The sequence below is a fragment of the Nostoc punctiforme PCC 73102 genome (assembly GCF_000020025.1).
In the GTDB taxonomy this organism is placed as follows: Bacteria; Cyanobacteriota; Cyanobacteriia; order Cyanobacteriales; family Nostocaceae; genus Nostoc; species Nostoc punctiforme.
Genome location: NC_010628.1, coordinates 6,924,754 through 6,947,225, shown reverse-complemented (window position 1 = coordinate 6,947,225; position 22,472 = coordinate 6,924,754). Strand labels below are relative to the sequence as shown.

The following is a 22,472-nucleotide window of genomic DNA, read 5'->3' as shown; positions in this document are numbered from 1 at the left end:
AAGATAGAAAGTATACCCTAAGTCAGATAAAAAATTCAGATAAAAATCCTGATAATTCAATTTAAGGAAGAGAAAAAAGCTCCTCAAACAGGTTTATGCTGCTTTATGCTGCCAGATACAGCCCGATATAGAAAACTTGCTTGTTTTCAGCACTCATATACCCTTTAGTGGAATTTAATTGATGTCAAGCGCTGTTACTGACAAAAAATATACTTAGATGTATAGTGCAATGTCTTGATATTTTTGCGAAGATCAAAATAATGTGGCTAAATTCAGTAAATTGCTGATCTTAGTATTTCTGAATTAAAGGAGCCTCACACTTTAAAAAAGTTCCCTATGTACTTGAATTCTCCCGTTACTCAGTTTGAGAGTTTGTCATTGACCACAGCAGAGCCAAACCCAGAGGAACCTGAAATCGAGAAAGCGCCAGTGGAAGTTGCATTTAAAAGTCCATCATTACCGCCATCGGTAGGTGACGGAGCTATATTTCTTAGTCACCGTGGTAATTCTCTGGCACAACAAAAGTCCGAAGAACTGCAAAAAACCCTTTTGGCACATCGACACGATCGCCAACTGGTAATTTTACAAGATTTTCCTGACCCTGATGCCCTTTCTTGTGCATGGGCTTATCAGTTAATTGCCCAGCAATATGATATCAAATGCGAAATCATTTATGCTGGCGCATTGAGCCATCAAGAAAATATAGCTTTGGTAAGGCTGACTAACTTACCTATCCAACGCTGGACAACACAAACCTTGAAAACTAAAGATTTGTCATCTTATCAAGGTTTTGTATTAATTGATAACCAGGGAACTACTTCACAGCTACTGTCAGCAGTGCAGCAAGCTGGAATTCCCCTAGTGGTACTCGTTGACCATCATAGTATCCAAGGCGATCTGCAATCAGAGTTTGAGGATATCCGCCCTTATGTAAGAGCGACGGCAACAATTTTTACTCAATATCTCCAAACGGGATTACTAGCATTAGATAGCAGCATAAATCAACACGTTAAATGTGCCACTGCCTTGATGCACGGCTTGCGATCGGATACAAATCGGTTAATGCAAGCGCAAGAAGAAGACTTTATGGCAGCTGCGTATTTAAGCCGATTTTATGATGCCCAATTGCTAAACGCCATTTTACAGGCGAACCGTTCCAAGCGGGTAATGGATGTGATCGAGCGATCGCTAAAAAATCGCATCGTCCAAAATAACTTTTCCATTGCTGGTGTTGGTTATTTACGCTACGACGACCGTGATGCCATCCCCCAAGCGGCTGATTTTCTCGTCACCGAAGAAAACGTTCACACCGCCGTAGTTTACGGCATTGTTCACGATGAAGACGATGAACTGGAAATAGTCATTGGTTCCCTGAGAACCACCAAACTTACCCTTGACCCCGATGAATTCATCAAAGAAGCCTTTGGGCAAGATAGCGCCGGGCGGTTTTTCGGCGGTGGAAGGACAAGCGCAGGCGGCTTTGAAATTCCGATGGGCTTCTTATCTGGCAGCAACGAAAATTCCGCTTATGCGAAAATGAAGTGGGAAGTATTTGACGCTCAAATTAAGCAAAAACTGCTGAGGTTAGTTAATCCCAGAGATAATCCGATTCAATCAGAATAGAGGGAGATAAAGGAGATGGGGCGAACTCCTAACTCGTGCAGCAGTCAAAGTGTTTGGTCATATAACATCCCTAAGTCATTCCTCATAAACAAAATTCCCGACTTTTCTCAAAAGTTGGGAATTTTGGTCTTTTTACAAAGGCTGAACTGATTGAGGATGTAGTTTGTGACTAATGTTAAGTAGGTAGGCAGAAATAAAATTAAATCGCACCTAGCTATTTTATTTGTGAAGAAGGAGCGCCATGAACTCTATAGAATTGAAAATGTTACAAACTCTATATGAGCAAGATTTTTGTGCGTGGGTAGAGCAGACAGCACAGCTTTTGCGATCGCATCAGTGGGACACACTGGATTTAGAACACTTAATTGAGGAAGTGGTGGACTTGGGTAAGAGCCAACAGCGAGCGTTGCAAAGTGCATTACGGTTAGTCTTATCGCATTTGTTGAAGTGGAAGTATCAACCAGAACGTCGTAGCCACAGTTGGCAAGTCACCATTACCCGTGAGCGACTGAATTTGGATGAATTGCTGCAAGAAAGTCCTAGCTTGCGACGTTTTTTAAATGATGCCGAGTGGATTAATACTACTTATCAAAGAGCGCGGCGAGAGGCAATGGTGGAAACTGGTTTATCAGAGGAGAACTTTGCGATCGTCTGTCCATTTTCTATTGATGAGATTTTAGACTTAGACTTTTATCCTAACGCTGAGAAATAACCGTAATGGGATAAATATACAGGAACTTTTGTATCTTATACAAAATGAAAAACTTTAAGTATGTCATAAATTAAGTAAATATACCTTGAAACTAGGTTCAATAAGTGGGTAATCTAATTTGTGTAGAAGTAGCCTTCCTAAAATAGGTATAAATATGCCACTCAAATTTGAATTACTCTGTATTGACCAACAAGAAAAGGTCAAGTTTAAAAAACCTAAAAATTTTATTATAAATTTATCGACTATTGAAAGCTTATGGCATAGTGAACCATTGATTTCAGATAATTATCTTGAAATTAATGATAATAGTCAAAAAATAAAAGTATCTGTTCAGCCTTTTGATACGAGTAAAATGGTTACTGGAGGTCGGTTTTCCTCTGCTTACTACATTATTGCTGAAGGCGAATTTGACGATATTGAGCCTTTCAGAATAAAACTTATTGATCAGCTAAGAGATTTGGGATTTGACCACAGACAAATATTAATAGATCATGTTTCTAATGATATTGCACTTCGTATATATCCTTTAATAAATAGTATTGAAAGCTTATTAAGAAAATATATTGTAAAGTTTTTTATCACAAAGATTGGGACTGACTGGTGGTCAGTTGCAGTTTCTAAAGAAAATAGAGATAAGGCAGATAGTAAAAAGAAGAATGAAGTAGTTTTTACAAAAGTGGTAGTTGCAAATGTTGCATTATTGAACTTTGACCAGTTAGGAAAAATTATTTACAGTCAATCTTCAATCTTTACAAAAATAGAAGATGTACTCAGTAAAGTTAAAGCAGCAACAGACTTAGAAAGTTTAAAACAAGAACTTTTAGAAGGTAACTACGCCAAATATTTCAAAGATACATTTGAACAAAATGATTTTCAAAAAAAATGGGAACAATTGACTTTTATTAGAAATAAAGTTGCTCATAATAATTATTTTATTCAGAAAGATTTAAATTTAGCAAATGAGCTATATGACAAACTAAAGCAAATAATTAATAATGCAGATAGTAGTATTGATGCATTAACTTTGAGTATTGCAGATAAAGAAGCTGTGATAAAAGCAATTGATGATTTATTTGAAATCGAGAAAGAACAGAAGCAACTAGAACAGCAGGAAGGAAGAATTAATGAAGAAATAGAAGATAGCTGTCTACAAGTAACAAATACTGAAGGTAGTGTTCAACCATACTTAATTCTGAGCGAAGAAGATTTAATTTTTCAACTTGGAGAATGTTCAAAATCACCAGATTTTCCCAATTTTGTAGGTTTGAAGTCTTTTGTTAGAGATTATTTGGGGCGTAAAGGATATTCCTTTAATTCATCTTATGCCCTAATTAACCTTTTGGAAGATAAAGGTAAAATCGAAATTTATGAAGTACCAAATCCTTATGGAGCATTTAACACAACTGCAATTAAATTAATAGAATAAATTTATTTTCGATACATATAGACGGAGGAAAGCTTTAGTGGAGTTAGCGAAGCTACCTCTGCTGAATTGTAGCGTTAGACCGCTAAACCACTATTTTAAAGTCACATGACTAACTTAACCATCGTTGATACTGATATTTTAATTGATACAGGTCGCGGTGTTCTCGAAGCAGTAAAGTGTTTGCAAAATCTGAAAGCGACCTAACCCCTCATTACACCGGACAAATGGCAGATCAACGAATACGTAATCATGATTAAAGTTAGGATGGATTCATTAACATCAAACGTAACTCCTAACTAAGTACGGGTTACGACCCGTTACGCTAACAAAATTCAAAGTATGGAACTATACTTAATTCGTCATGGCATCGCCGAAGACAAGGGATTAGGCATCAAGGATGAAGAACGCAGCCTTACCAAAGAAGGAAGGCAAAAAACTGAGAAAGTTGCCCAGAAACTTGTTAAATTGGGTTTAAGCTTTGACTTGATTCTTACCAGCCCCTTAGTGCGCGCCCGCCAAACGGCTGATATTCTTATAGCAGAAAAACTAAGCTCTCAATTAGAGGAATCTAGCCACCTCGCCCACGATGGTCAAATTTCTAATTGGCTCAAAGACTGGTTAGAACCGAGAAATTATTCCCAAAATACCCAACTGGCGCTGGTTGGACACGAACCTGATTTGACTAATTGGGCAGAAATTTTCCTGTGGGGAGAAGTCAAAGAAAACTTAGTCTTGAAAAAAGCAGGTATGATTGGGATAAAACTACCAGAAACAGGTTCTCCTCTGGGTCGGAGTCAGATGTTTTGGTTGACACAACCCAAGTACCTGCTGTAACAGTTTTTCAACATTTTTGATTGTTGTTAGAACGGCTACTGTTATGGCGACAATAAATTTCTGGTAAGTTAGCTTGATCAGATATTTCAAAAAGCAAATGGTGGTGCCATGATGGTGTGCGAATACAAGCCTGGTTTAGAAGGCATTCCCGCCGCTCAATCAAGTATCAGCTATGTTGATGGGCAAAAAGGAATACTAGAATATCGTGGCATCCGGATTGAAGAATTAGCAGAAAAAAGTACATTCCTAGAAACTGCTTATCTCTTAATCTGGGGTGAACTGCCAAGCAAGGAAGAACTGGAAGGATTTGAGCATGAAGTTCGTTACCACCGGCGGATAAAATACCGCATTCGGGACATGATGAAATGCTTTCCAGAAAGCGGCCACCCAATGGATGCCCTACAAGCCTCTGCTGCTGCTTTAGGTTTGTTTTATTCACTCCGGGATTTACATAATCCTGCCTACATTCGAGATTCCGTAGTGCGCCTGATAGCAACCATTCCGACGATGGTGGCGGCGTTCCAACTGATGCGAAAAGGCAATGACCCGGTACGTCCCCGTGATGACTTAGACTATTCGTCCAACTTTCTATACATGCTCGATGAGAAAGAACCCGATCCTTTAATGGCGCGGATTTTTGATATCTGCTTGATACTTCAAGTCGAGCATACAATGAATGCTTCTACCTTCAGTGCCAGGGTTACAGCTTCTACCTTAACTGATCCTTACGCTGTGGTTGCTAGTGCTGTGGGAACTTTGGGTGGACCCCTGCATGGTGGAGCCAATGAAGAAGTAATTCAGATGTTGGAAAAAATTGGCTCTGTAGAAAATGTCCGTCCTTACATAGAGCATTGTCTAGAAACTAAATCTAAGATTATGGGCTTTGGACATCGTGTGTATAAAGTAAAAGACCCACGAGCCATAATTTTACAAGGTCTAGCAGAGAAACTGTTTGAGAAGTTTGGCTATGACAAATTCTATGACATTGCTCAAGAGATGGAACGAGTGGTAGGAGAAAAACTCGGCAGCAAAGGGATTTATCCTAATATTGACTTTTACTCAGGTTTGGTGTATAGGAAGATGGGAATTCCTACAGACTTGTTTACACCAATATTTGCGATCGCTCGCGTTGCTGGTTGGCTAGCTCACTGGAAAGAACAACTGGCAGAAAACCGGATTTTCCGTCCTACCCAGGTTTACAACGGTTTGCACGAAGTTACTTATACTCCCATTGACCAACGGTAATTGGGCATGGGGCATTGGGCATTGGGCATTGGGCATGGATTAAAAATTACCTTTTTCCCCTCTGTCCCCTGCTCCTCTGCCCCCTGCTCCCTGCTCCCCTTCCCTCTAACCCTCTTGTCCCTTGAATAGCCAATCCCAATGCCAACCATAAGTAGAAGTTCTCATATCGCTTCAGAGGGCTAAAACCATCCAAGGATATACTAGGCATGGGAATTAGCGACAAATCTTCAATCAAGCATCATCTGGGCAAAAATTATAAATGGGTGAATTTACAGGTATTAATTTAACTAATAGTTGTAATTCACCATGACTCGATGTCTTAAAGAGCGGAAACATGAACTCAGGAATTGACCTCCAAGGAACTTTTATTGAATCCCTCCGGGATTTAGGTATACCAGCAGGAACAGCCAAAGCAATTTGGATGCCCCTGCCAATGATACTGATGCTGATTGGGGCAACAGTGGGGGTATTAGTTGCTACTTGGCTAGAACGGAAAATTTCCGCCTCCGCACAGCAGCGAATTGGGCCAGAATACCAGGGGCCTTTTGGGTTGCTGGTACCTGTAGCTGATGGTTTGAAGCTGGTATTTAAAGAAGATATAGTACCAGCCAAGTCTGACCCCTGGCTGTTTACCCTCGGCCCAATTATTGTTGTAATTCCGGTGTTTCTGTCGTTCCTGATCGTTCCCTTTGGGCAGAATATCGTTATTAGCAATGTGGGCATGGGCGTATTCTTGTGGATTGCCTTGTCAAGCATTCAACCCATTGGCTTGCTGATGGCTGGCTACGCATCTAATAACAAATACTCCCTCTTAGGGGGCTTGCGGGCAGCAGCGCAATCTATTAGCTATGAAATTCCTTTGGCGCTGGCGGTGTTAGCGATCGCTATGATGTCTAACAGCCTCAGCACCGTTGATATTGTCAATCAACAATCTGGCTACGGCATTCTGGGCTGGAACATTTGGCGACAACCAATCGGTTTTCTGATCTTTTGGATAGCCGCTCTAGCTGAATGCGAACGATTACCCTTTGACTTACCTGAAGCGGAAGAAGAAATCGTCGCAGGTTATCAGACTGAATACTCAGGTATGAAATTCGGTCTGTTCTACCTGGGTTCCTACGTTAACTTGATCCTTTCGTCCTTACTAGTAGCAATTCTCTACCTGGGCGGTTGGGACTTTCCTATTCCCCTCAACCTCATCGCTGGTTGGCTGGGAGTCAGTGAATTAAATCCCGTGTTCCAGATAATAACTGCTTCTTTGGGAATCACGATGACCGTCTTCAAAGCCTATTTACTAGTGTTTGTCGCCATCCTGTTGCGCTGGACAGTGCCACGGGTACGGATTGACCAACTGTTAGATTTAGGATGGAAGTTTTTGTTGCCAGTTGGTTTGGTTAATCTTCTATTAACCGCCGCTCTGAAACTAGCCTTTCCCTTTGCTTTTGGTGGTTAGTCATTAGTCATTAGTTGTTGTTAGTCATTTGTACAAATGACTAATGACTAAGGACAAAGGACAAGGGATAAATAACGCTGATAGCTTAAAAAGAGAGAGTGAACCAAAAATGCTCAAGTTCCTGAAACAAGTTGGTGATTACGCCAAAGAAACGGTACAAGCTGCACGTTACATTGGTCAGGGGCTTTCTGTCACATTCGACCACATGCGGCGGCGACCGATTACCGTACAGTACCCTTAAGAGAAACTGATTCCTGGCGAACGGTTTCGCGGTAGGATTCACTTTGAATTTGATAAGTGCATCGCCTGCGAAGTTTGCGTTCGCGTTTGTCCAATTAACCTACCTGTAGTCGATTGGGAATACGACAAAGCCAGCAAAAAGAAAAAACTCAACCACTACAGCATCGACTTTGGAGTTTGTATCTTTTGCGGTAACTGTGTGGAATTTTGCCCCACTAACTGTCTATCCATGACAGAAGAGTATGAGCTTGCCACTTACGATCGCCATGAATTGAATTATGACAACGTAGCCCTAGGTCGTCTGCCCTATAAAGTAACAGATGACCCAATGGTTACACCACTGCGCGAACTAGTTTATCTACCCAAGGGTGTCCTCGAACCCCACGGACTGCCCGCAGATGCACCACGTGCAGGTGCGCGTCCAGAAGACCTAGTAGAACAAACAGAAAAATAAATGTAATTTGTCATTTGTCCATTGTCATTTGTCCTTTGTCCTTTGTCCTTTGTTCTTTAACCAATGACTAATGACCAATGACCAATGACTAATGACCAATGACCAATGACCAATGACCAATGACTAAGGACAAAAAACAGTGAATCTAGCAGAAGGAGTACAGTTAATATCACTTGGCATACTGGGCGTGATGATGATTGGGGCAGCCATTGGTGTGGTGCTGTTCTCTAGCATTGTCTATTCTGCCTTTATGCTGGGGGGTGTGTTCATCAGTATGGCGGGAATCTACCTCTTGCTAAATGGTGATTTTGTTGCCGCTGCACAAATACTAATTTATGTTGGGGCGGTTAACGTGCTGATTTTGTTTGCCATTATGTTGGTGAACAAGCGTCAGGATTTTGTTGCATTTCCCAACTCTTGGGTGCGTAAATTACTTACTGGTCTAGTCAGCGTAGGATTGTTTGGTCTTTTAAGTACAATGGTGCTGGCTACTCCTTGGGCTTACTCAACTACTCCTGTAGTGGGTGGTGAAAGCTCAATAGTTGTGATTGGAGAGCATTTTTTCACTGACTTTTTACTACCTTTTGAACTGGCTTCCATTTTGCTGTTGATAGCAATGGTAGGAGCAATTATTTTGGCACGTCGTGAGTATTTGCCAGATCAACTGACACGATCCAATGTGGGGCAAACTGTTTTGACTTTACAAGAACGCCCCAGAGAACTAGTATCAACAACCAGCGAAACAAAAGAGTAATATTTGCGACCTGAATCGCAGATAAACAGCCAGCTTTTTCAGGAGGGATACCCAAATTCATGCAACTCCAGTACTTTTTATTACTAGCAGCAGCTTTATTCTGCATCGGCATCTACGGTTTAATTACCAGCCGCAACGCTGTGCGGGTGCTGATGTCAATTGAATTACTGCTCAATGCTGTTAATCTGAATTTAATGGCATTTTCCAACTTCCTCGACTCAACATTAATTAAGGGTCAGGTTTTCACAGTATTTGTGATTACCGTGGCCGCGGCCGAGGCGGCGGTGGGTTTAGCGATCGTGCTTGCCATTTATCGCAACCGCGATACCGTCGATATGGAGCAGTTTAATCTCCTGAAGTGGTAATTGTGCGTGCAACTCAAGCAGGTAATCATTGCTTATAAAGCGCGGGATGCCCGGAGTAAACAATGGGCAGAAATCTGTGCTAAACAACTAGAAAGCCGCGAGTGCCAGGTGTTGATGGGGCCGAGTGGGCCAAAAGACAACCCTTATCCAGTCTTTTTGGCTTCGGCGGCTCAACCAATCGATCTCGCTTTGGTACTCGGTGGCGATGGTACTGTTTTAACTGGTGCCAGACATTTAGCCCCAGCGGGCATCCCTATTCTGGGAGTGAATGTGGGAGGTCATCTGGGGTTTTTAACTGAGTCGGTGGAAGAGTTTCAGGATACAGAGAAAGTTTGGGATCGGCTGTTTGAGGATCGCTATGCTATCCAACGACGGATGATGCTACAAGCTGCGGTGTATGAGGGCCACGGGTCTAATTTAGAACCAGTGAGTGAGCGTTACCTAGCTTTGAATGAATTTTGTGTCAAACCCGCCTCTGCTGACCGAATGATAACCTCAATTCTAGAAATGGAAATCGATGGTGAGGTAGTCGATCAGTACGTTGGGGATGGGTTGATTATTTCGACTCCCACAGGTTCTACTGGTTACACCGTTTCTGCTAATGGGCCGATTATGCACGATGGTATGGAGGCGCTTACCATCACTCCCATTTGTGCAATGAGCCTTTCTAGTCGCCCCCTCGTTTTACCCCCTGGTTCTGTGGTGAGTATTTGGCCTTTGGGGGATTACGATTTGAGTACCAAACTGTGGACAGATGGGGTGTTAGGGACTTCTATTTGGCCTGGACACCGCGTTGATGTGCGGATGGCAGAGTGTCGGGCTAAATTTATTATTTTGCGCGAGAACAATTCCTACTATCAGACGCTACGGGAGAAGTTGCTTTGGGCTGGTACAAGGGTTCACTACAACAATAATCACCGTAATTAATTAAGTATTTTAGAGTGCATCTATCGCAGATTGCGATCGCGCTGCCCGCCTATGGCGATCGCAACTAAAACCATCCAAGCCCCTAGATTCATCTAGGGGCTTTCCCCATTCTGCTGAGACTCATGGCAAAAGCCTATCTCCTTGTCCTTTTATTTGACTTATATTTATAGCCTATATCAAAGGAAAATTTTGTATCTTATTGCCAGATTTTTTAGTAATTAATGTCCATAATAAAAGCACTATACCTCTAATCTAAAAGAGCAAGAAAGCTCTCTAGAGGTTATTTTATCGAAAACTGTCTCAATCACGCTTCGACACATTAATGCATAATGTGAGCTATTTGTATAGTGCCTAAATCATAGTAGGATATTTTCGCAAATCTAGGTAGGAAGATAGATGGAAGTTTCTGGATGCAACATCAATTACTCACTGAATCCTCCTCCCTCTTTTGAAGATTTTCCCATACTTCAAACTGAAAAATATACCCTACGACTGGCTTCAACCGAAGAAGAATTAGAATCAATCTTTCGGTTACGCTTTGAAGTTTTTAATCTAGAACTAGGTTTGGGATTTTCTGCTTCTAACTTTACTCAGATGGATATAGATAAGTTTGATGCAGTTTGCCATCATTTAATCATGATTTCCAAACAAACGGGTAAAACCATTGGAACTTATCGGATGCAAACCTATACAATGGCTTCTCAAAGACTAGGCTTTGATGCTGCCGATATATTTAATCTTAATGGAATTCCTAATTCTGTGCTTCAGGCATCAGTGGAAGTTGGGCGGGCATGTATAGCTAAAGAATACCGCAACAGTCAGGCACTTTTATTATTATGGAAAGGGCTAGCAAATTATCTTATCTGGAGTAAAAGTCAATACTTCTTTGGCTGTGCATCATTACTAACACAATCTTCTTCGCACGCTACTTGCGCGTATAATTATTTTCAGCAGAATGGCTTGATGCATCCAAGTATTTTGGTTTATCCAAATTCACAGTCTTGTCTAGAACTGCCTCAAAATTGTCCAGACCCGTATAATGTGGAAATTCCTAAAATTTTGCAGGCATACTTGAATATTGGAGCTAAAATATGCAGTATTCCCGCTATCGACCGACACTTTAAAACTATTGATTTTTTAACCATATCTAATACCAAAGATTTTGCTAGATGGCGTTATCAAATATTGTAAAAATTATCTTTAGTCCTAACGTCCCTTTGGATGTGTAATGAACAGACTTAGATATATATAACGAATTATGATGATGGGCGTAGCTGCGACACTTCATCTAGTAGTACGCCTGACTGGATTATTTTAGACAAAATATTGGGAAAACTACTTATGCGCCACCTCAAATCTGCTCCGAGTTGGTTGCGATTTTTAATTATTTTCTTATTGACGATGGGTATATTGTTTCGCTTTTTTAACCTTGATACCAAGGTTTACTCCCATGATGAAACCTATACCTCATTGCGAATTTCTGGTTATACAAGAACTGAAGCACAAAATAAACTGTTTAATGGTAGTGTCATTGGCAAAGAAAGTTTTGCTCAGTTTCAAGGGGTAAATCAAAAAAGCTTAAATGACACAATCATGACTTTGGCTAAAGAAGATTCTTTGCATCCACCGCTTTATTACATAATAGCCAGATTATGGTTGGAAATTTTTGGTAATTCGGTGACCGCAATCAGAAGTTTATCTGCTTTAATCAGTTTGCTGGTTTTCCCTTGTGTCTATTGGCTATGTCGAGAATTATTTAATGCGCCGCTATCGGTTCCTGGTGTAGCGATCGCACTTATGGCAATTTCTCCAATTCAACTAGTATACGCCCAAGAAGCACAAGAATATATTCTCTGGTTAGTCACCATATTACTATCTAGCGCTTCTTTGCTGCGAGCAATGCGCCTGGAATCACAAGATCAAGATCAGCTAGCAAAACAACGACAACAGCCAGAAACATTTACTATCTGGAGTATTTATGCAGTAACTTTGGCAATCAGTCTTTATACATTTCTTTGGAGTGCATTTGTCGCAGTTGCTCACGGAATTTATGTTATTACTACTGCCAGATTGCAGTTTTCTTCAACTATCAGAACTTATCTTCTAGCATCATTGATAGGTTTTTTAGCCTTCATGCCTTGGCTCGTGGTTGTGATAGGTGATTTTTTCCAATTTTTGATTTCAGCAGACAAGGCAACACCACAGTCATTTTTTATGCCTAGATTCGAATTTTTATTGATGCAATTAAGCCGAATATTTTTTGATTTAGACCTGAGTTCAGATAATCAATTTAACTATTTAATTACATTAATTTGTTTCATATTTGTAGGATATTCAATTTATTTCCTTTGCCAAACAACTAACTATAAAGTTTGGTTATTTATCATTATACTAATTGTCGTGCCAGCGCTGCCTCTAATACTACCAGATTTAATGGTTGAGGGTATACAATCATCTGAACCAGATTTCATACCATCTTATTTAGGGATTCAAGTAGCTGTTGCTTACTTGCTAGGTACACAAATATATAATGAGAGCGTGTCACGCCAGAATATTTGGTATGCGATCGTCGGATTAGTAATTATTTGTGGTTTAATTTCTTCTAAAGTTTATTCCCAATCAGAAACTTGGTGGAATAAGGGCATAAGCTATGGCAATCCCCAAGTTGCCCAAATCATCAATCAGACGACTCGCCCACTTTTGATTAGTGATGCTTTGGGTAATAATTATGGAAATGTCTTTTCTCTGAGCTATCTTTTGGAGCCAAAGGTACAATTTCTATTGGTTCAAAATCAAAAAATTCCTAAAATCCCTGATAAGTTTGCTGATGTTTTTTTATTCAATCCTTCAGATAATTGGCGCGAAACGATAGAAAGAAACTATAATTTAAAAACAGACATTGTTTATAGTGACAAATATTATTCGGTTTGGAAATTAGCTAAACCTCGCATTGTACGCCAACGTGATATTATCCGCAAGGCGAAATTATCCAATCTTTGACTATCAGGTTATGAGACAAGTTTAGTTTTTAGATACTTATTGTTCAAAAAGGCATTTACATTTTTACTTGCTTAAAATTAGCTAAAAATAACAGAAACAAATATTCAACAGATTCTTATCTAAAATTAATTTAAGTGGTACTACGATGCTTTAAATTGTCATTTGAGATTAATTTGATGATTAATTTAAAGGTGTTGTATGGGAATAGCAGATTTTCTTGGTCTTTTACATCCAGCGATCGCAATCATATTCGTGTTTCCACTGCTTGGGACAGTAATTAATTTTGCTTGGCAAACACGCCAACGCAGATTGCAAATTTTAGCCGGCAGTAAGAGCAAAATTCCTCCAGTAGTGGGTGTAGAACATAAGCAATTAGGTGAAAGACTAACAAGTGCGGTTGTCGGATTAACTTTAATCGGATTAAGCTACCCTATTGGTAAAAATATTATTAAAAATCAATTATGGAATAAAGCACCTTTTCAAGTTGTTTTTATCCTATTAATATTAGCTGCTACTATCGCCTCTTTAGTATTTCTTTATCGGGCAAAGCAGCGAGCGTGGAGGGCGGTTTTTGCCACTTTAACTGGTGCAGGTTTAGTCATACTAGGCTGTCAAGATGGAGTATTTCGCCGTACCAATGAGTGGTATTGGTCACATTATTATATTGGTATTACCGCAGCACTGCTAATGATTTTTTCATTAGCTGTTGTTCAAGATATTTATCAAGACAAATCCAATCGCTGGCGAATCGTCCATACGATTTTAAACTGCATTGCTTTGTTGCTATTTATTGGACAAGGTATGACAGGAACGCGAGATTTATTAGAAATTCCCTTAAGTTGGCAAGAACCTTATATTTATCAGTGTGATTTTGCTAATAAAACTTGTCCAACACCAAATTCTGTACCACCAAAGTGAACTAAGGGATTTCCAATAAATCCATTATCCAATTTCTCTATAATCTTAAGATTTGGCAGTCTAGAATTTAGTGGCGGGTTTGAATTCCCCACTCAAAGATTGCTGGATTCTGGATTCTTCAACGAAGAGGCAGGGGTAATGAGACATTGGGAATTGGGCATAAAGAAGAGATAGGGAAGATGGAGAAGACTTGTCCCCCTTGTCCCCCTACTCTCTGCCCCCTTGCTTATTTTTAAGCAATATTATCTACAAGCCGATCGCGAATTGTTTTAAGTTGGTCTTGAGTCTTAATTGGCTCTCGTGGTGCTGGTAGTTCTGTATTAGGCCAGTTAGGTAAACTATTACAGGGACATAACAATGCCGGCATCCCCACATTTCGCGCGGCTACTGGCATACTGCAACGACCACAAGGAACCATATCCCATGTTGGTGTCAACAATTCAGCAATGGTTTCTTGCGTACCCTCTAAATGACAATCACCTGATTCAGGCGCAATAATTTTCTGCCAGCACTCTTCAAATTCTTCACTATAGCGATCGCCATTTAGCACCGATTTGGGCAAAATGCTTGCCTTGCCGTTGCTCGTAATCACTTTCTTACCCAACTGAAACCAGTAGGCAAGGTATCCTCTAACTTCTTGTTTGGTTGCCATAAGACAATTTTAGATTTTAGATTTTGGATTAATTTGAATCAATAGTTAAGAATCTTGACTTCTGAATACTCCAGTATCCTCTTTGGTTGGCAATGGCGAACCAAGGACACTAAGATTGAGAACATGACCACCAGTTACTAAATAAACAGTTTCACTAAGGGCAGCTAGTTGGCGCACTAAAGAACCCAAGCGATCGCGGAACATCCTTCCAAGGGGATAAGCTGGTACCACACCCCAACCTACCTCTTCTGCTACAAACAGCACATCAGCAGCAACTAACTCCACTGTCTCTAATAACTCTACAACAATATTTTCCCAGCTAGATTCGTCCTCCTCTAAGAGATTAGCAACCCAAGTTCCTAAAGAATCTACTAAAAGGCAGGTATAGGGTTTGGCATCGGCAAGGGTAGCAGACAGTTCTATAGGTACAGATAGAGTTACCCAATCTTGAGGACGGCGTTGTTGGTGTTCTAAAATGCGTTGATGCCATTCTTGGTCATCTGTGTTATCGGTCGCTGTTGCTACGTAGACAACTGCTTTCCCTGACTCCATAGCCAGAGTTTCCGCCCATTCACTTTTACCAGAGCGTGCTGGCCCTGTTACTAAGATGATTTTACCCAAAGTTGTTTTTTGAGTATTGTAACAAAACTAGAATTCAGAAATCAGGAGCCAGAATAATGCCTCCAGCACGCTCCGCGAACTTTCTTGTTCAGAATTCAGAATTCTGCCTTCTTCAACAAGAATATGCTTACGGTTGCAATTTATCACCATAATTTTTACTTCATCAGCGAGATTTTTGGTTTCAAATAACTTTTAAGGGATAAAATTAGCACCAACATCATTGATGTCACAACTGGCAAAAGCCGAAAATCCCAACAACCCCATTCTTAATGATTCAACAAGAGGCAGGGGGCAGGGGGAAAAGGAGCAAGGGGAAATGATCCCTGCTCTCTGCTGTGGAGCGAAGCAGAACATGGGTCTGATTCCCCCACAACAACCAAGTGTGGTTCTAGTTCTATTGGGTCGAATCCCCATCTGAATTATCCCCCTGCTCTCTGCCCCCCTGCCTCTTCTTCAACACCATTGGGGACAGCAAAATTTAGGATGTCTTTATGAACGCAGGCTTAAAACGCATAGAAGCAACTCTACACGATTTAGGGAATCGCGGCACTGCCCCTGCCGCCGAAACAACTGATTCGAAAACAAAACGGCCTTTTTCCTTTAGAATCAGTGTCGGAGCCAACGAATCCACAGAAAGTACACAAACTTCATCATCTCAGCAAGAACAAACAGTTGAATTGGGTGTAAATACTGAGAGTGATTATCCTCTTGAACAGAATTTCTTTCCTCACCATGACTCTGTGCAGACCTTTCAAGCAGAAGAGAATGGTGGCAAAACACCCAGCCTACCCAAGTTAAAAACTCCGAGTTTTAGTAACCATCGCCACGGAGCGAATCCAGCATTGGCGATGAATCTATTACAAGAAATTCAGGAAACCGTCGCTGGTTGGCAAATAGAACTGCAAAATATTTTGAACCAAATTCAGGATATTTACTTAGAAGGGCCAATTGTTAATGGCTGGTTAGAATCCAATCCCAGCGAACCAGAACTGGGAGGAACCGCAACACTACGCCATGCAGAAGTTGACCGCCTGATGAACTACGTAGAAGAAATTTGTGCTACTGGTGGGAAAGTATCTTATAAATCATCGATTACTGGCTACCGCCTCTGTGGTGTAGACGATGCTGGTAAAGTCTGGTCGCGCCCATGTCCAGCAGATCAGGTTCCCAATGTTAGTATGGCGATCGCACGTTACCAAAAGTTACGTCAACTGTTGGGGCGCAAGCAATCTTTAGAAACCCGCCTGAGTCAACTGGCCCAAACACTTGTAGTTTTACACAGTCATATTCAACAAACATGAAGTTTTAAAGATTATTTCCGAAGAAACTCGGTTGGTGGGTCGGTAATTTTTGGTTTAGATTAACTCTCAGCAGGTGTGCGTTGGATTTAAGATTTTTATCTAAAATCGTTCGACTGAGCGGAGCCGAAGTCCCATATCTCAAATCCAAAATAAAATCTATGCCAGACACCCAAATCTCTGCCATTATCTGTACCCACAATCGAGATACCTATTTAGGGGCTGCAATTGATAGTCTTTTAGCGCAGGATTTTGCTGCTGACTTTGAAATTGTGGTAGTTGATAATGGCTCTAGCGATCGCACCCGTGAGGTTGTAGAACAAAGGGCCCACAATCCGCGCCTGAAGTATGTATTTGAACCCACTATCGGTTTATCTGTCGCCCGCAACACAGGTGCAAAAGTAGCTAGTGGTGATATTCTCGCTTATCTAGATGACGATGCTGTTGCTAGCCCTGGCTGGCTACAAGTTTTATATTTTGCCTATTACAATAATTCTAAACTAGCGATCGCAGGTGGCAAAGTCACTCTCTTATGGCCCCCAGGAATTGAACAACCACGGTGGCTATCTCCAGGGCTGGCTGCAAATCTGGGTGCATACGACTTGGGTGACAGTAACATCTACATCGAGCAACCGGGCTTAACACCCAGAGGCTTAAATTACTCCATCCGCCGCAGTTTCCTAGAAGAAATTGGCGGTTTCGATCCTCATCTCGGTCGAGTGGGGAAAAATCTATTATCTAATGAAGAACTGCAAATGACCGAATTTGCCCTACAGCGTGGTTGGCAAGTCGCTTATCTTCCCGAAGCGCTAGTTGCTCACAATGTTGCCCCAGAACGTCTACAACGCACCTGGTTTTTAAACCGAGGCTGGTGGCAGGGTATCAGTGAATGCTATCGAGAACAACTCGCTGGTAAAGCTGGAATCGCTCAATTGCAGCGAGGTAGCGAACGGTTTGTGCGTGGCTTGTATAAAGCATTGCAATATTTCTTCGATCCAGCAGAACGGTTTGACAAACTTGTATATGCTTACGGTCAGATTGGTTACTTAAATGCTGCTATTCAAGGTCTTTTATTCACATCAAATAAGAAATAATCACTAAGATTTATACTGTTATGTCATCTAAAATACCAGTTTCAGTACTAATTCCAGCAAAAAACGAACAAGCAAACCTGCCAGCCTGCCTCGCTAGCGTCAGCAGAGCAGATGAAATATTTGTAGTAGACTCTCAAAGTACCGACAACAGCATTGAAATTGCGAAAAGTCACGGTGTCAATGTCGTGCAATTCAACTTCAATGGACGCTGGCCTAAAAAGAAAAATTGGTCTTTAGATAATCTCCCTTTCCGTAACGAATGGGTGCTAATTGTAGATTGCGATGAACGCATCACCCCAGAACTTTGGGAAGAAATTGACCAAGCAATTCAAAATGAAGAATATACAGGTTATTATCTCAACCGCCGCGTATTTTTCTTAGGAAAATGGATTCGCTATGGTGGGAAATATCCCGATTGGAATCTCCGTTTATTTCAGCATAAAAAAGGCCGCTACGAAAATCTACATACAGAAGATATTCCTAATACTGGTGACAACGAAGTTCACGAACATGTGATTTTGCAGGGCAAAGTTGGGTATCTCAAAAATGATATGCTCCACGAAGACTTCCGCGACCTTTATCACTGGTTAGAACGTCATAACCGTTATTCCAACTGGGAAGCCAGCGTTTATTTTAATACTCTCACAGGTAAAGATGATAGCGGTACCATCGGCGCAAATCTCTTTGGTGATGCAGTGCAACGCAAGCGCTTTTTGAAAAAAGTCTGGGTACACCTGCCATTTAAACCCTTTCTACGGTTTGTTTTATTTTATATAATTCAACGCGGGTTTTTGGATGGCAAAGCCGGATATATTTATGCACGCTTGCTGAGTCAATATGAATATCAAATTGGCGTTAAACTTTACGAATTACGCAGCTGTGGTGGTCACTTAAATACTGCAACTACTCCAAAGGAAGAAGCAGGCGAGCAGGGGAACAGAGGAACAGATGTAAAGCTATTAACCATTGATTCCTGATAAATAACTAATGACAAATGACCAATGACCAATGACCAACCTTTCGTAGATTTACGTAAATATGACCAATCTTGGTTCGATCGGGGGCGGCCAAGCTGGTATGTTTTGTTATGGTGGCTTGTACAAGCGATCGCATTTCCCCTTACTCCTCAACCGTTAAATATTCTGCGTTGTGCCTTGCTACGATTATTTGGCGCTAGTATCGGCAAAGGCGTATTAATTCGACCCACCGCCCGCTTCACCTATCCTTGGAAAGTTACTATTGGCAACTACAGTTGGATTGGAGATAACGTAGTTTTATACAGCCTCGATCGGATACACATCGGTGAACACTGCGTAGTTTCTCAAAAAAGTTACCTGTGTACTGGTAGTCACGATATCCAAGATCCTGCTTTTGGGTTAAAAACAGCGAGTATCACTATTAACAATGGTGCATGGGTAGCGGCAGATTGTTTTGTTGGGCCGGGAGTGCAAATTGGGGCTAATGCTGTGATTGGCGCTCGTAGTACTGTTTTGACTAATATGCCTTCTGGACAGGTTTGTTGGGGAAGCCCCTGTCGTCCTAAGACGAGTCGCATAAAACCTGATACCCCTACAAACCCGTGATTTTATAGATAAAGATAGTAAGGTAGCCCAGCTAGCTGGGCTACCTTAAATTTTCTACATATTTTATTTATAACGGTTCTCAATTGCATAGAATATAGACCAATAAGGTTCAGTTAAGGGTAAAACTCTAAAGTCAATTGTTTATAACCTAGATGCAAAGCGGTGAGCCAGTCCGGTGGACGGGTTCCCCGGTATAAAGGAACTGGCGTTAGCGTAGCGGTAGCGATAGCGCAGCGTTAGCCTTCGCGCAGCGTCTCGTAGAGAGGAACGAGCGTCGGTACGAGCGTCACCCATAGGGCTTACCGCAGGCTACCAGCATCGCACAGCGTCTCGCAGAGAAGGAGACCAAAGATGCCAAGAGAAAGAAGAAATACTTAACTGAACTGTATGCACCTATAAGCTCTGCTTTATACAAGTATTTTCTGGAGATAGTTTACTTTTAATTAAATCTTTTTGCTTTCTAGTCCAGAATCCGTGCATATCTAAAAAATTTGGCAGAAGATGTGATGTGCCAAATCAGCCAGGAGATAGCCTACTTAGTAAAATTTTTTCTCATTCCCACAAGTGAGAGTCACCCAAATGTGTAAAAGTATAAGCTGTTATTGCGATCGCCTTTGGCGTTCTCGCAGGGTACCTAATAAAATGGGGCGTTCACCTAGCATCTTATAGAAGATTAATCGCAATAATATATTATCTTGGTCAATTTGCTTGCATTGGAATGCTCCCGAAGAATTAGGTGATGAAGTGCCCTTTGCCAACCATGTTCGTCAACTTGCCAAGGATTTGAAAGATCAACAAATTCGATAATTCTCCAAAAAATTTAATAGGAGGCAAGTATGAATTTTAATAAAGATGAAAAAAATGTCATTTTAATAGTTGATGATGCCCCTATTAATTTAGAGATATTATTCAAGCTTTTAGAGTATTACGGTTTGAAGGTTTTAGTCTCTGAAGATGGAATGAATGCCATTGAAATTGCAGAGAATGCCTTACCTGACCTAATCTTATTGGATATATTAATGCCAGGAATTGATGGTTTTGAAACTTGCAGACTTTTAAAAAAAAATCTAGTCACTCAGGATATTCCAGTAATATTTCTAACTGCTATAACCGATAAGATAGATCAAATCAAAGGTTTGAATCTTGGGGCAGTAGATTACATAACTAAACCTCTAGAACATAAAGAGGTTTTAGCTAGGGTAAATATCCATTTACGTTTACGGAACCTCACAAAAAAACTTACAGAGCAAAATAAACGTTTAGAAATAGAAATCTTTGAGCGCCAGCGAGTAGAAGAAGAACTGCGATGTCATTCAGCTGCATTAGACGAGTGGAACAATCGCTACCAAGCACTAATTCAAGCGAGTGGTCAGATTCTCTACGACTGGTACTTGGATACCAACGATATTAAATATGATGGCAACTTAGAGCAAATATTAGGTTACTCTATACCTGAGATGTTAGGAGGTTTGAACCGTTGGTTAGAGTTAGTTCATCCTGATGATAGAAAATTATTCAATGAAGAGATTAACCGCGTTTTATCTGCAAAAGAGCGATTCCACCTTGAATTTCGCGTCGGTCGTAAAGATGGCACTTACATCACAGTTGAAAATAACGGCTATATCTTTTTAGACTCTACAGGTAAAGTTGCTCGGATGGCGGGTTTTGTAATTGATATTACCGAACAGCAAGCTGCGCTATGCGAACGCAAAAATGCAGAACAAAAAATTCGTGAGCAAGCAGCTTGGCTCGATATCACCACAGATGCAATTATCGTTCAAGATTTGATTACCAAAATTCAATTTTGGAATAAAGGAGCTGAACATTTGTACGGTTGGATGGCAGAAGAAGCATTGAGCAAGAATGCCAATCAGTTTTTGTATCGAAAGCAAAGTTTTGGACAACTAAAAAATATCCAGAAAACTTTAGTTGAAAATGGTTCGTGGCAAGGTGAATTATATCAAGTTACCAAACAAGGCAAAGAGATTATCGTTGCTAGCCGATGGACATTGGTAAATGATAATGAGGGACAAGCTAAATCCGTCCTAATTGTCAACTCCGACATTACAGAGAAAAAACTACTTGAAGCACAGTTTCTCCGCGCCCAGCGAATGGAGAGCCTTGGCACTCTAGCAAGTGGTATCGCCCACGCTCTTAATAATACATTAACACCTATATTGATGACAGTGCAACTTTTAGAGGCACAGCTTCTAGATGAAAAAAGTCAGCAATGGTTAACAATTATGAAAACAAATGTTAAACGCACCGCAGATTTAGTTAAACAAGTGTTGTGGTTTTCACGCGGCTCTGTAGGTACCTTTAAAACCTTACAGGTGCAGTATTTAATCTCAGAAATTGAAAATATTATTAAGCAAACATTTTCTAGAGTTATTGAAATCCGTATTGATGTTTCTGAGCAAAACTTATGGAATATCTTTGGTGATGCTACTCAGTTACACCAAGTGCTAATGAACCTATGTATCAATGCTCGTGATGCCATGCCTAATGGCGGTATCCTAAAGATTTCTGCGAAGAATTTCTGGGTTGATAGTCACTACGCCAAAATGAATATTGATGCTAAGGTAGGTTCTTATGTAATGATTAGCGTCTGTGATACAGGGATAGGAATTAAGAGAGAAATAGTAGATAGAATTTTTGAGCCATTTTTCACAACAAAAGAAGTCGGAAAAGGCACGGGGCTTGGTCTTTCAACAGTGCTTGGGATTATCAAAAGCCACTTCGGTTTTGTGAATGTAGTGACTGACGTGGGCAAAGGCACAGAGTTTCAAGTTTGCTTACCCGTCACGCAAACAATGGAGACAGATAGTAAATTAGCTGGAGATGAATTACCACCAGGGCATGGAGAATTGATTCTCGTTGTTGATGATGAAGATTCAATTCGAGAGGTTACTCAAACCTGGTTAGAAAAAAATGCCTATAAAGTTATAGTAGCTAGTGATGGTATTGATGCGATCGCACTATATACAGAATATCAACAAGAAATTAGTGTAGTCTTGGTTGATATGATGATGCCAAACATGGATGGACCAACAACCATCAGTGTGTTGAAAAAAATTAATCCAGAGATCAAAATTATTGGTGTTAGTGGATTAGCTTCCAATCATGAAATGATTAAAATCCTTGGTAATAGTGTCAAAACCCTTTTGTCCAAGCCCTACACCTCAAGCGATTTGTTAAGAAATTTACAGATGGTGATTAATACAAAGTAGAGTTTGTCATTTGTCATTTGTCATTCGTCATTGGTTATTTCTA

The 22,472-nt window shown here is 40.7% G+C and carries 20 protein-coding genes and 1 pseudogene; 18 read left to right on the top strand and 3 right to left on the bottom strand.

From position 1 onward, the window contains the following. The first annotated feature begins 336 nt into the window (after nt 1-336). The 13 genes and pseudogenes from NPUN_RS28485 to NPUN_RS28425 all read left to right on the top strand — a co-directional run bounded on the left by NPUN_RS28485 (nt 337) and on the right by NPUN_RS28425 (nt 13,951). On the top strand, nt 337-1,623 hold the full coding sequence (locus NPUN_RS28485; RefSeq protein WP_012411877.1) for a DHH family phosphoesterase: 1,287 nt from the start codon (nt 337-339) through the stop codon (nt 1,621-1,623). A gap of 241 nt (nt 1,624-1,864) precedes the next feature. Continuing rightward, complete coding sequence (locus NPUN_RS28480) at nt 1,865-2,335, top strand: DUF29 domain-containing protein (RefSeq protein WP_012411876.1); 471 nt, start codon at nt 1,865-1,867, stop codon at nt 2,333-2,335. 154 nt (nt 2,336-2,489) lie between these two features. Then, nucleotides 2,490-3,761 (top strand): HEPN domain-containing protein, encoded by a 1,272-nt coding sequence (locus NPUN_RS28475; RefSeq protein ID WP_012411875.1) that lies wholly within the window; start codon nt 2,490-2,492, stop codon nt 3,759-3,761. Between the two features lie 339 nt (nt 3,762-4,100). Beyond that, the gene (gene sixA / locus NPUN_RS28470) at nt 4,101-4,595 is read left to right on the top strand and encodes a phosphohistidine phosphatase SixA (RefSeq protein WP_012411874.1); all 495 of its coding nucleotides are present in this window, start codon (nt 4,101-4,103) and stop codon (nt 4,593-4,595) included. A gap of 108 nt (nt 4,596-4,703) precedes the next feature. Then, entirely contained in the window at nt 4,704-5,840 is a 1,137-nt protein-coding gene (locus NPUN_RS28465; RefSeq protein ID WP_012411873.1) for a citrate synthase, read from the top strand. Nucleotides 5,841-6,174: 334 nt separating this feature from the next. After that, on the top strand, nt 6,175-7,293 hold the full coding sequence (nuoH, locus tag NPUN_RS28460) for an NADH-quinone oxidoreductase subunit NuoH (protein WP_012411872.1): 1,119 nt from the start codon (nt 6,175-6,177) through the stop codon (nt 7,291-7,293). A gap of 109 nt (nt 7,294-7,402) precedes the next feature. Continuing rightward, a pseudogene (gene ndhI / locus NPUN_RS28455) lies at nt 7,403-7,987 on the top strand (NAD(P)H-quinone oxidoreductase subunit I). Between the two features lie 139 nt (nt 7,988-8,126). After that, complete coding sequence (locus NPUN_RS28450; protein WP_012411871.1) at nt 8,127-8,741, top strand: NADH-quinone oxidoreductase subunit J; 615 nt, start codon at nt 8,127-8,129, stop codon at nt 8,739-8,741. A gap of 59 nt (nt 8,742-8,800) precedes the next feature. Beyond that, nucleotides 8,801-9,106 carry an NADH-quinone oxidoreductase subunit NuoK gene (nuoK, locus tag NPUN_RS28445; RefSeq protein WP_006199065.1) on the top strand — a complete coding sequence of 102 codons (306 nt, stop codon included), beginning with the start codon at nt 8,801-8,803 and terminating at the stop codon, nt 9,104-9,106. A 6-nt stretch (nt 9,107-9,112) separates the two neighbouring features. Beyond that, a complete protein-coding gene (locus NPUN_RS28440; RefSeq protein ID WP_012411870.1) occupies nt 9,113-10,033 on the top strand; it encodes an NAD(+) kinase in 921 nt (306 codons plus the stop codon). A 396-nt stretch (nt 10,034-10,429) separates the two neighbouring features. Continuing rightward, nucleotides 10,430-11,224: a GNAT family N-acetyltransferase gene (locus NPUN_RS28435; protein WP_012411869.1), complete on the top strand. Its 795-nt coding sequence runs from the start codon at nt 10,430-10,432 to the stop codon at nt 11,222-11,224. A gap of 150 nt (nt 11,225-11,374) precedes the next feature. Then, entirely contained in the window at nt 11,375-13,033 is a 1,659-nt protein-coding gene (locus tag NPUN_RS28430) for a glycosyltransferase family 39 protein (protein WP_012411868.1), read from the top strand. A gap of 198 nt (nt 13,034-13,231) precedes the next feature. Beyond that, nucleotides 13,232-13,951: a DUF4079 domain-containing protein gene (locus NPUN_RS28425; protein ID WP_012411867.1), complete on the top strand. Its 720-nt coding sequence runs from the start codon at nt 13,232-13,234 to the stop codon at nt 13,949-13,951. 232 nt (nt 13,952-14,183) lie between these two features. On the opposite strand, the gene NPUN_RS28420 is transcribed toward NPUN_RS28425, so the two are convergent. Both NPUN_RS28420 and cobU read right to left on the bottom strand, forming a co-directional pair. Then, nucleotides 14,184-14,603 carry a hypothetical protein gene (locus tag NPUN_RS28420; RefSeq protein ID WP_041565686.1) on the bottom strand — a complete coding sequence of 140 codons (420 nt, stop codon included), beginning with the start codon at nt 14,601-14,603 and terminating at the stop codon, nt 14,184-14,186. Nucleotides 14,604-14,648: 45 nt separating this feature from the next. Next, on the bottom strand, nt 14,649-15,224 hold the full coding sequence (gene cobU / locus NPUN_RS28415) for a bifunctional adenosylcobinamide kinase/adenosylcobinamide-phosphate guanylyltransferase (RefSeq protein WP_012411865.1): 576 nt from the start codon (nt 15,222-15,224) through the stop codon (nt 14,649-14,651). 491 nt (nt 15,225-15,715) lie between these two features. Between cobU and NPUN_RS28405 the strand changes: the two genes are divergently transcribed. The 4 genes from NPUN_RS28405 (at nt 15,716) to hpsU (ending at nt 19,199) form a co-directional block, all read left to right on the top strand. Beyond that, nucleotides 15,716-16,525 (top strand): hypothetical protein, encoded by an 810-nt coding sequence (locus NPUN_RS28405; protein WP_012411864.1) that lies wholly within the window; start codon nt 15,716-15,718, stop codon nt 16,523-16,525. Between the two features lie 158 nt (nt 16,526-16,683). Then, nucleotides 16,684-17,616 carry a glycosyltransferase family 2 protein gene (locus NPUN_RS28400; protein ID WP_012411863.1) on the top strand — a complete coding sequence of 311 codons (933 nt, stop codon included), beginning with the start codon at nt 16,684-16,686 and terminating at the stop codon, nt 17,614-17,616. Between the two features lie 20 nt (nt 17,617-17,636). Beyond that, nucleotides 17,637-18,593: a glycosyltransferase family 2 protein gene (locus NPUN_RS28395; protein WP_012411862.1), complete on the top strand. Its 957-nt coding sequence runs from the start codon at nt 17,637-17,639 to the stop codon at nt 18,591-18,593. Nucleotides 18,594-18,617: 24 nt separating this feature from the next. After that, on the top strand, nt 18,618-19,199 hold the full coding sequence (gene hpsU / locus NPUN_RS28390; protein ID WP_012411861.1) for a hormogonium polysaccharide biosynthesis acetyltransferase HpsU: 582 nt from the start codon (nt 18,618-18,620) through the stop codon (nt 19,197-19,199). A gap of 141 nt (nt 19,200-19,340) precedes the next feature. Here hpsU and NPUN_RS42160 read toward each other — a convergent pair whose 3' ends face one another. Then, nucleotides 19,341-19,493, bottom strand: a complete 153-nt coding sequence (locus NPUN_RS42160; RefSeq protein ID WP_167315669.1) for a hypothetical protein — start codon at nt 19,491-19,493, stop codon at nt 19,341-19,343. Between the two features lie 542 nt (nt 19,494-20,035). Between NPUN_RS42160 and NPUN_RS28385 the strand changes: the two genes are divergently transcribed. After that, complete coding sequence (locus NPUN_RS28385) at nt 20,036-22,429, top strand: response regulator (protein ID WP_012411860.1); 2,394 nt, start codon at nt 20,036-20,038, stop codon at nt 22,427-22,429. Nucleotides 22,430-22,472: the final 43 nt, after the last annotated feature.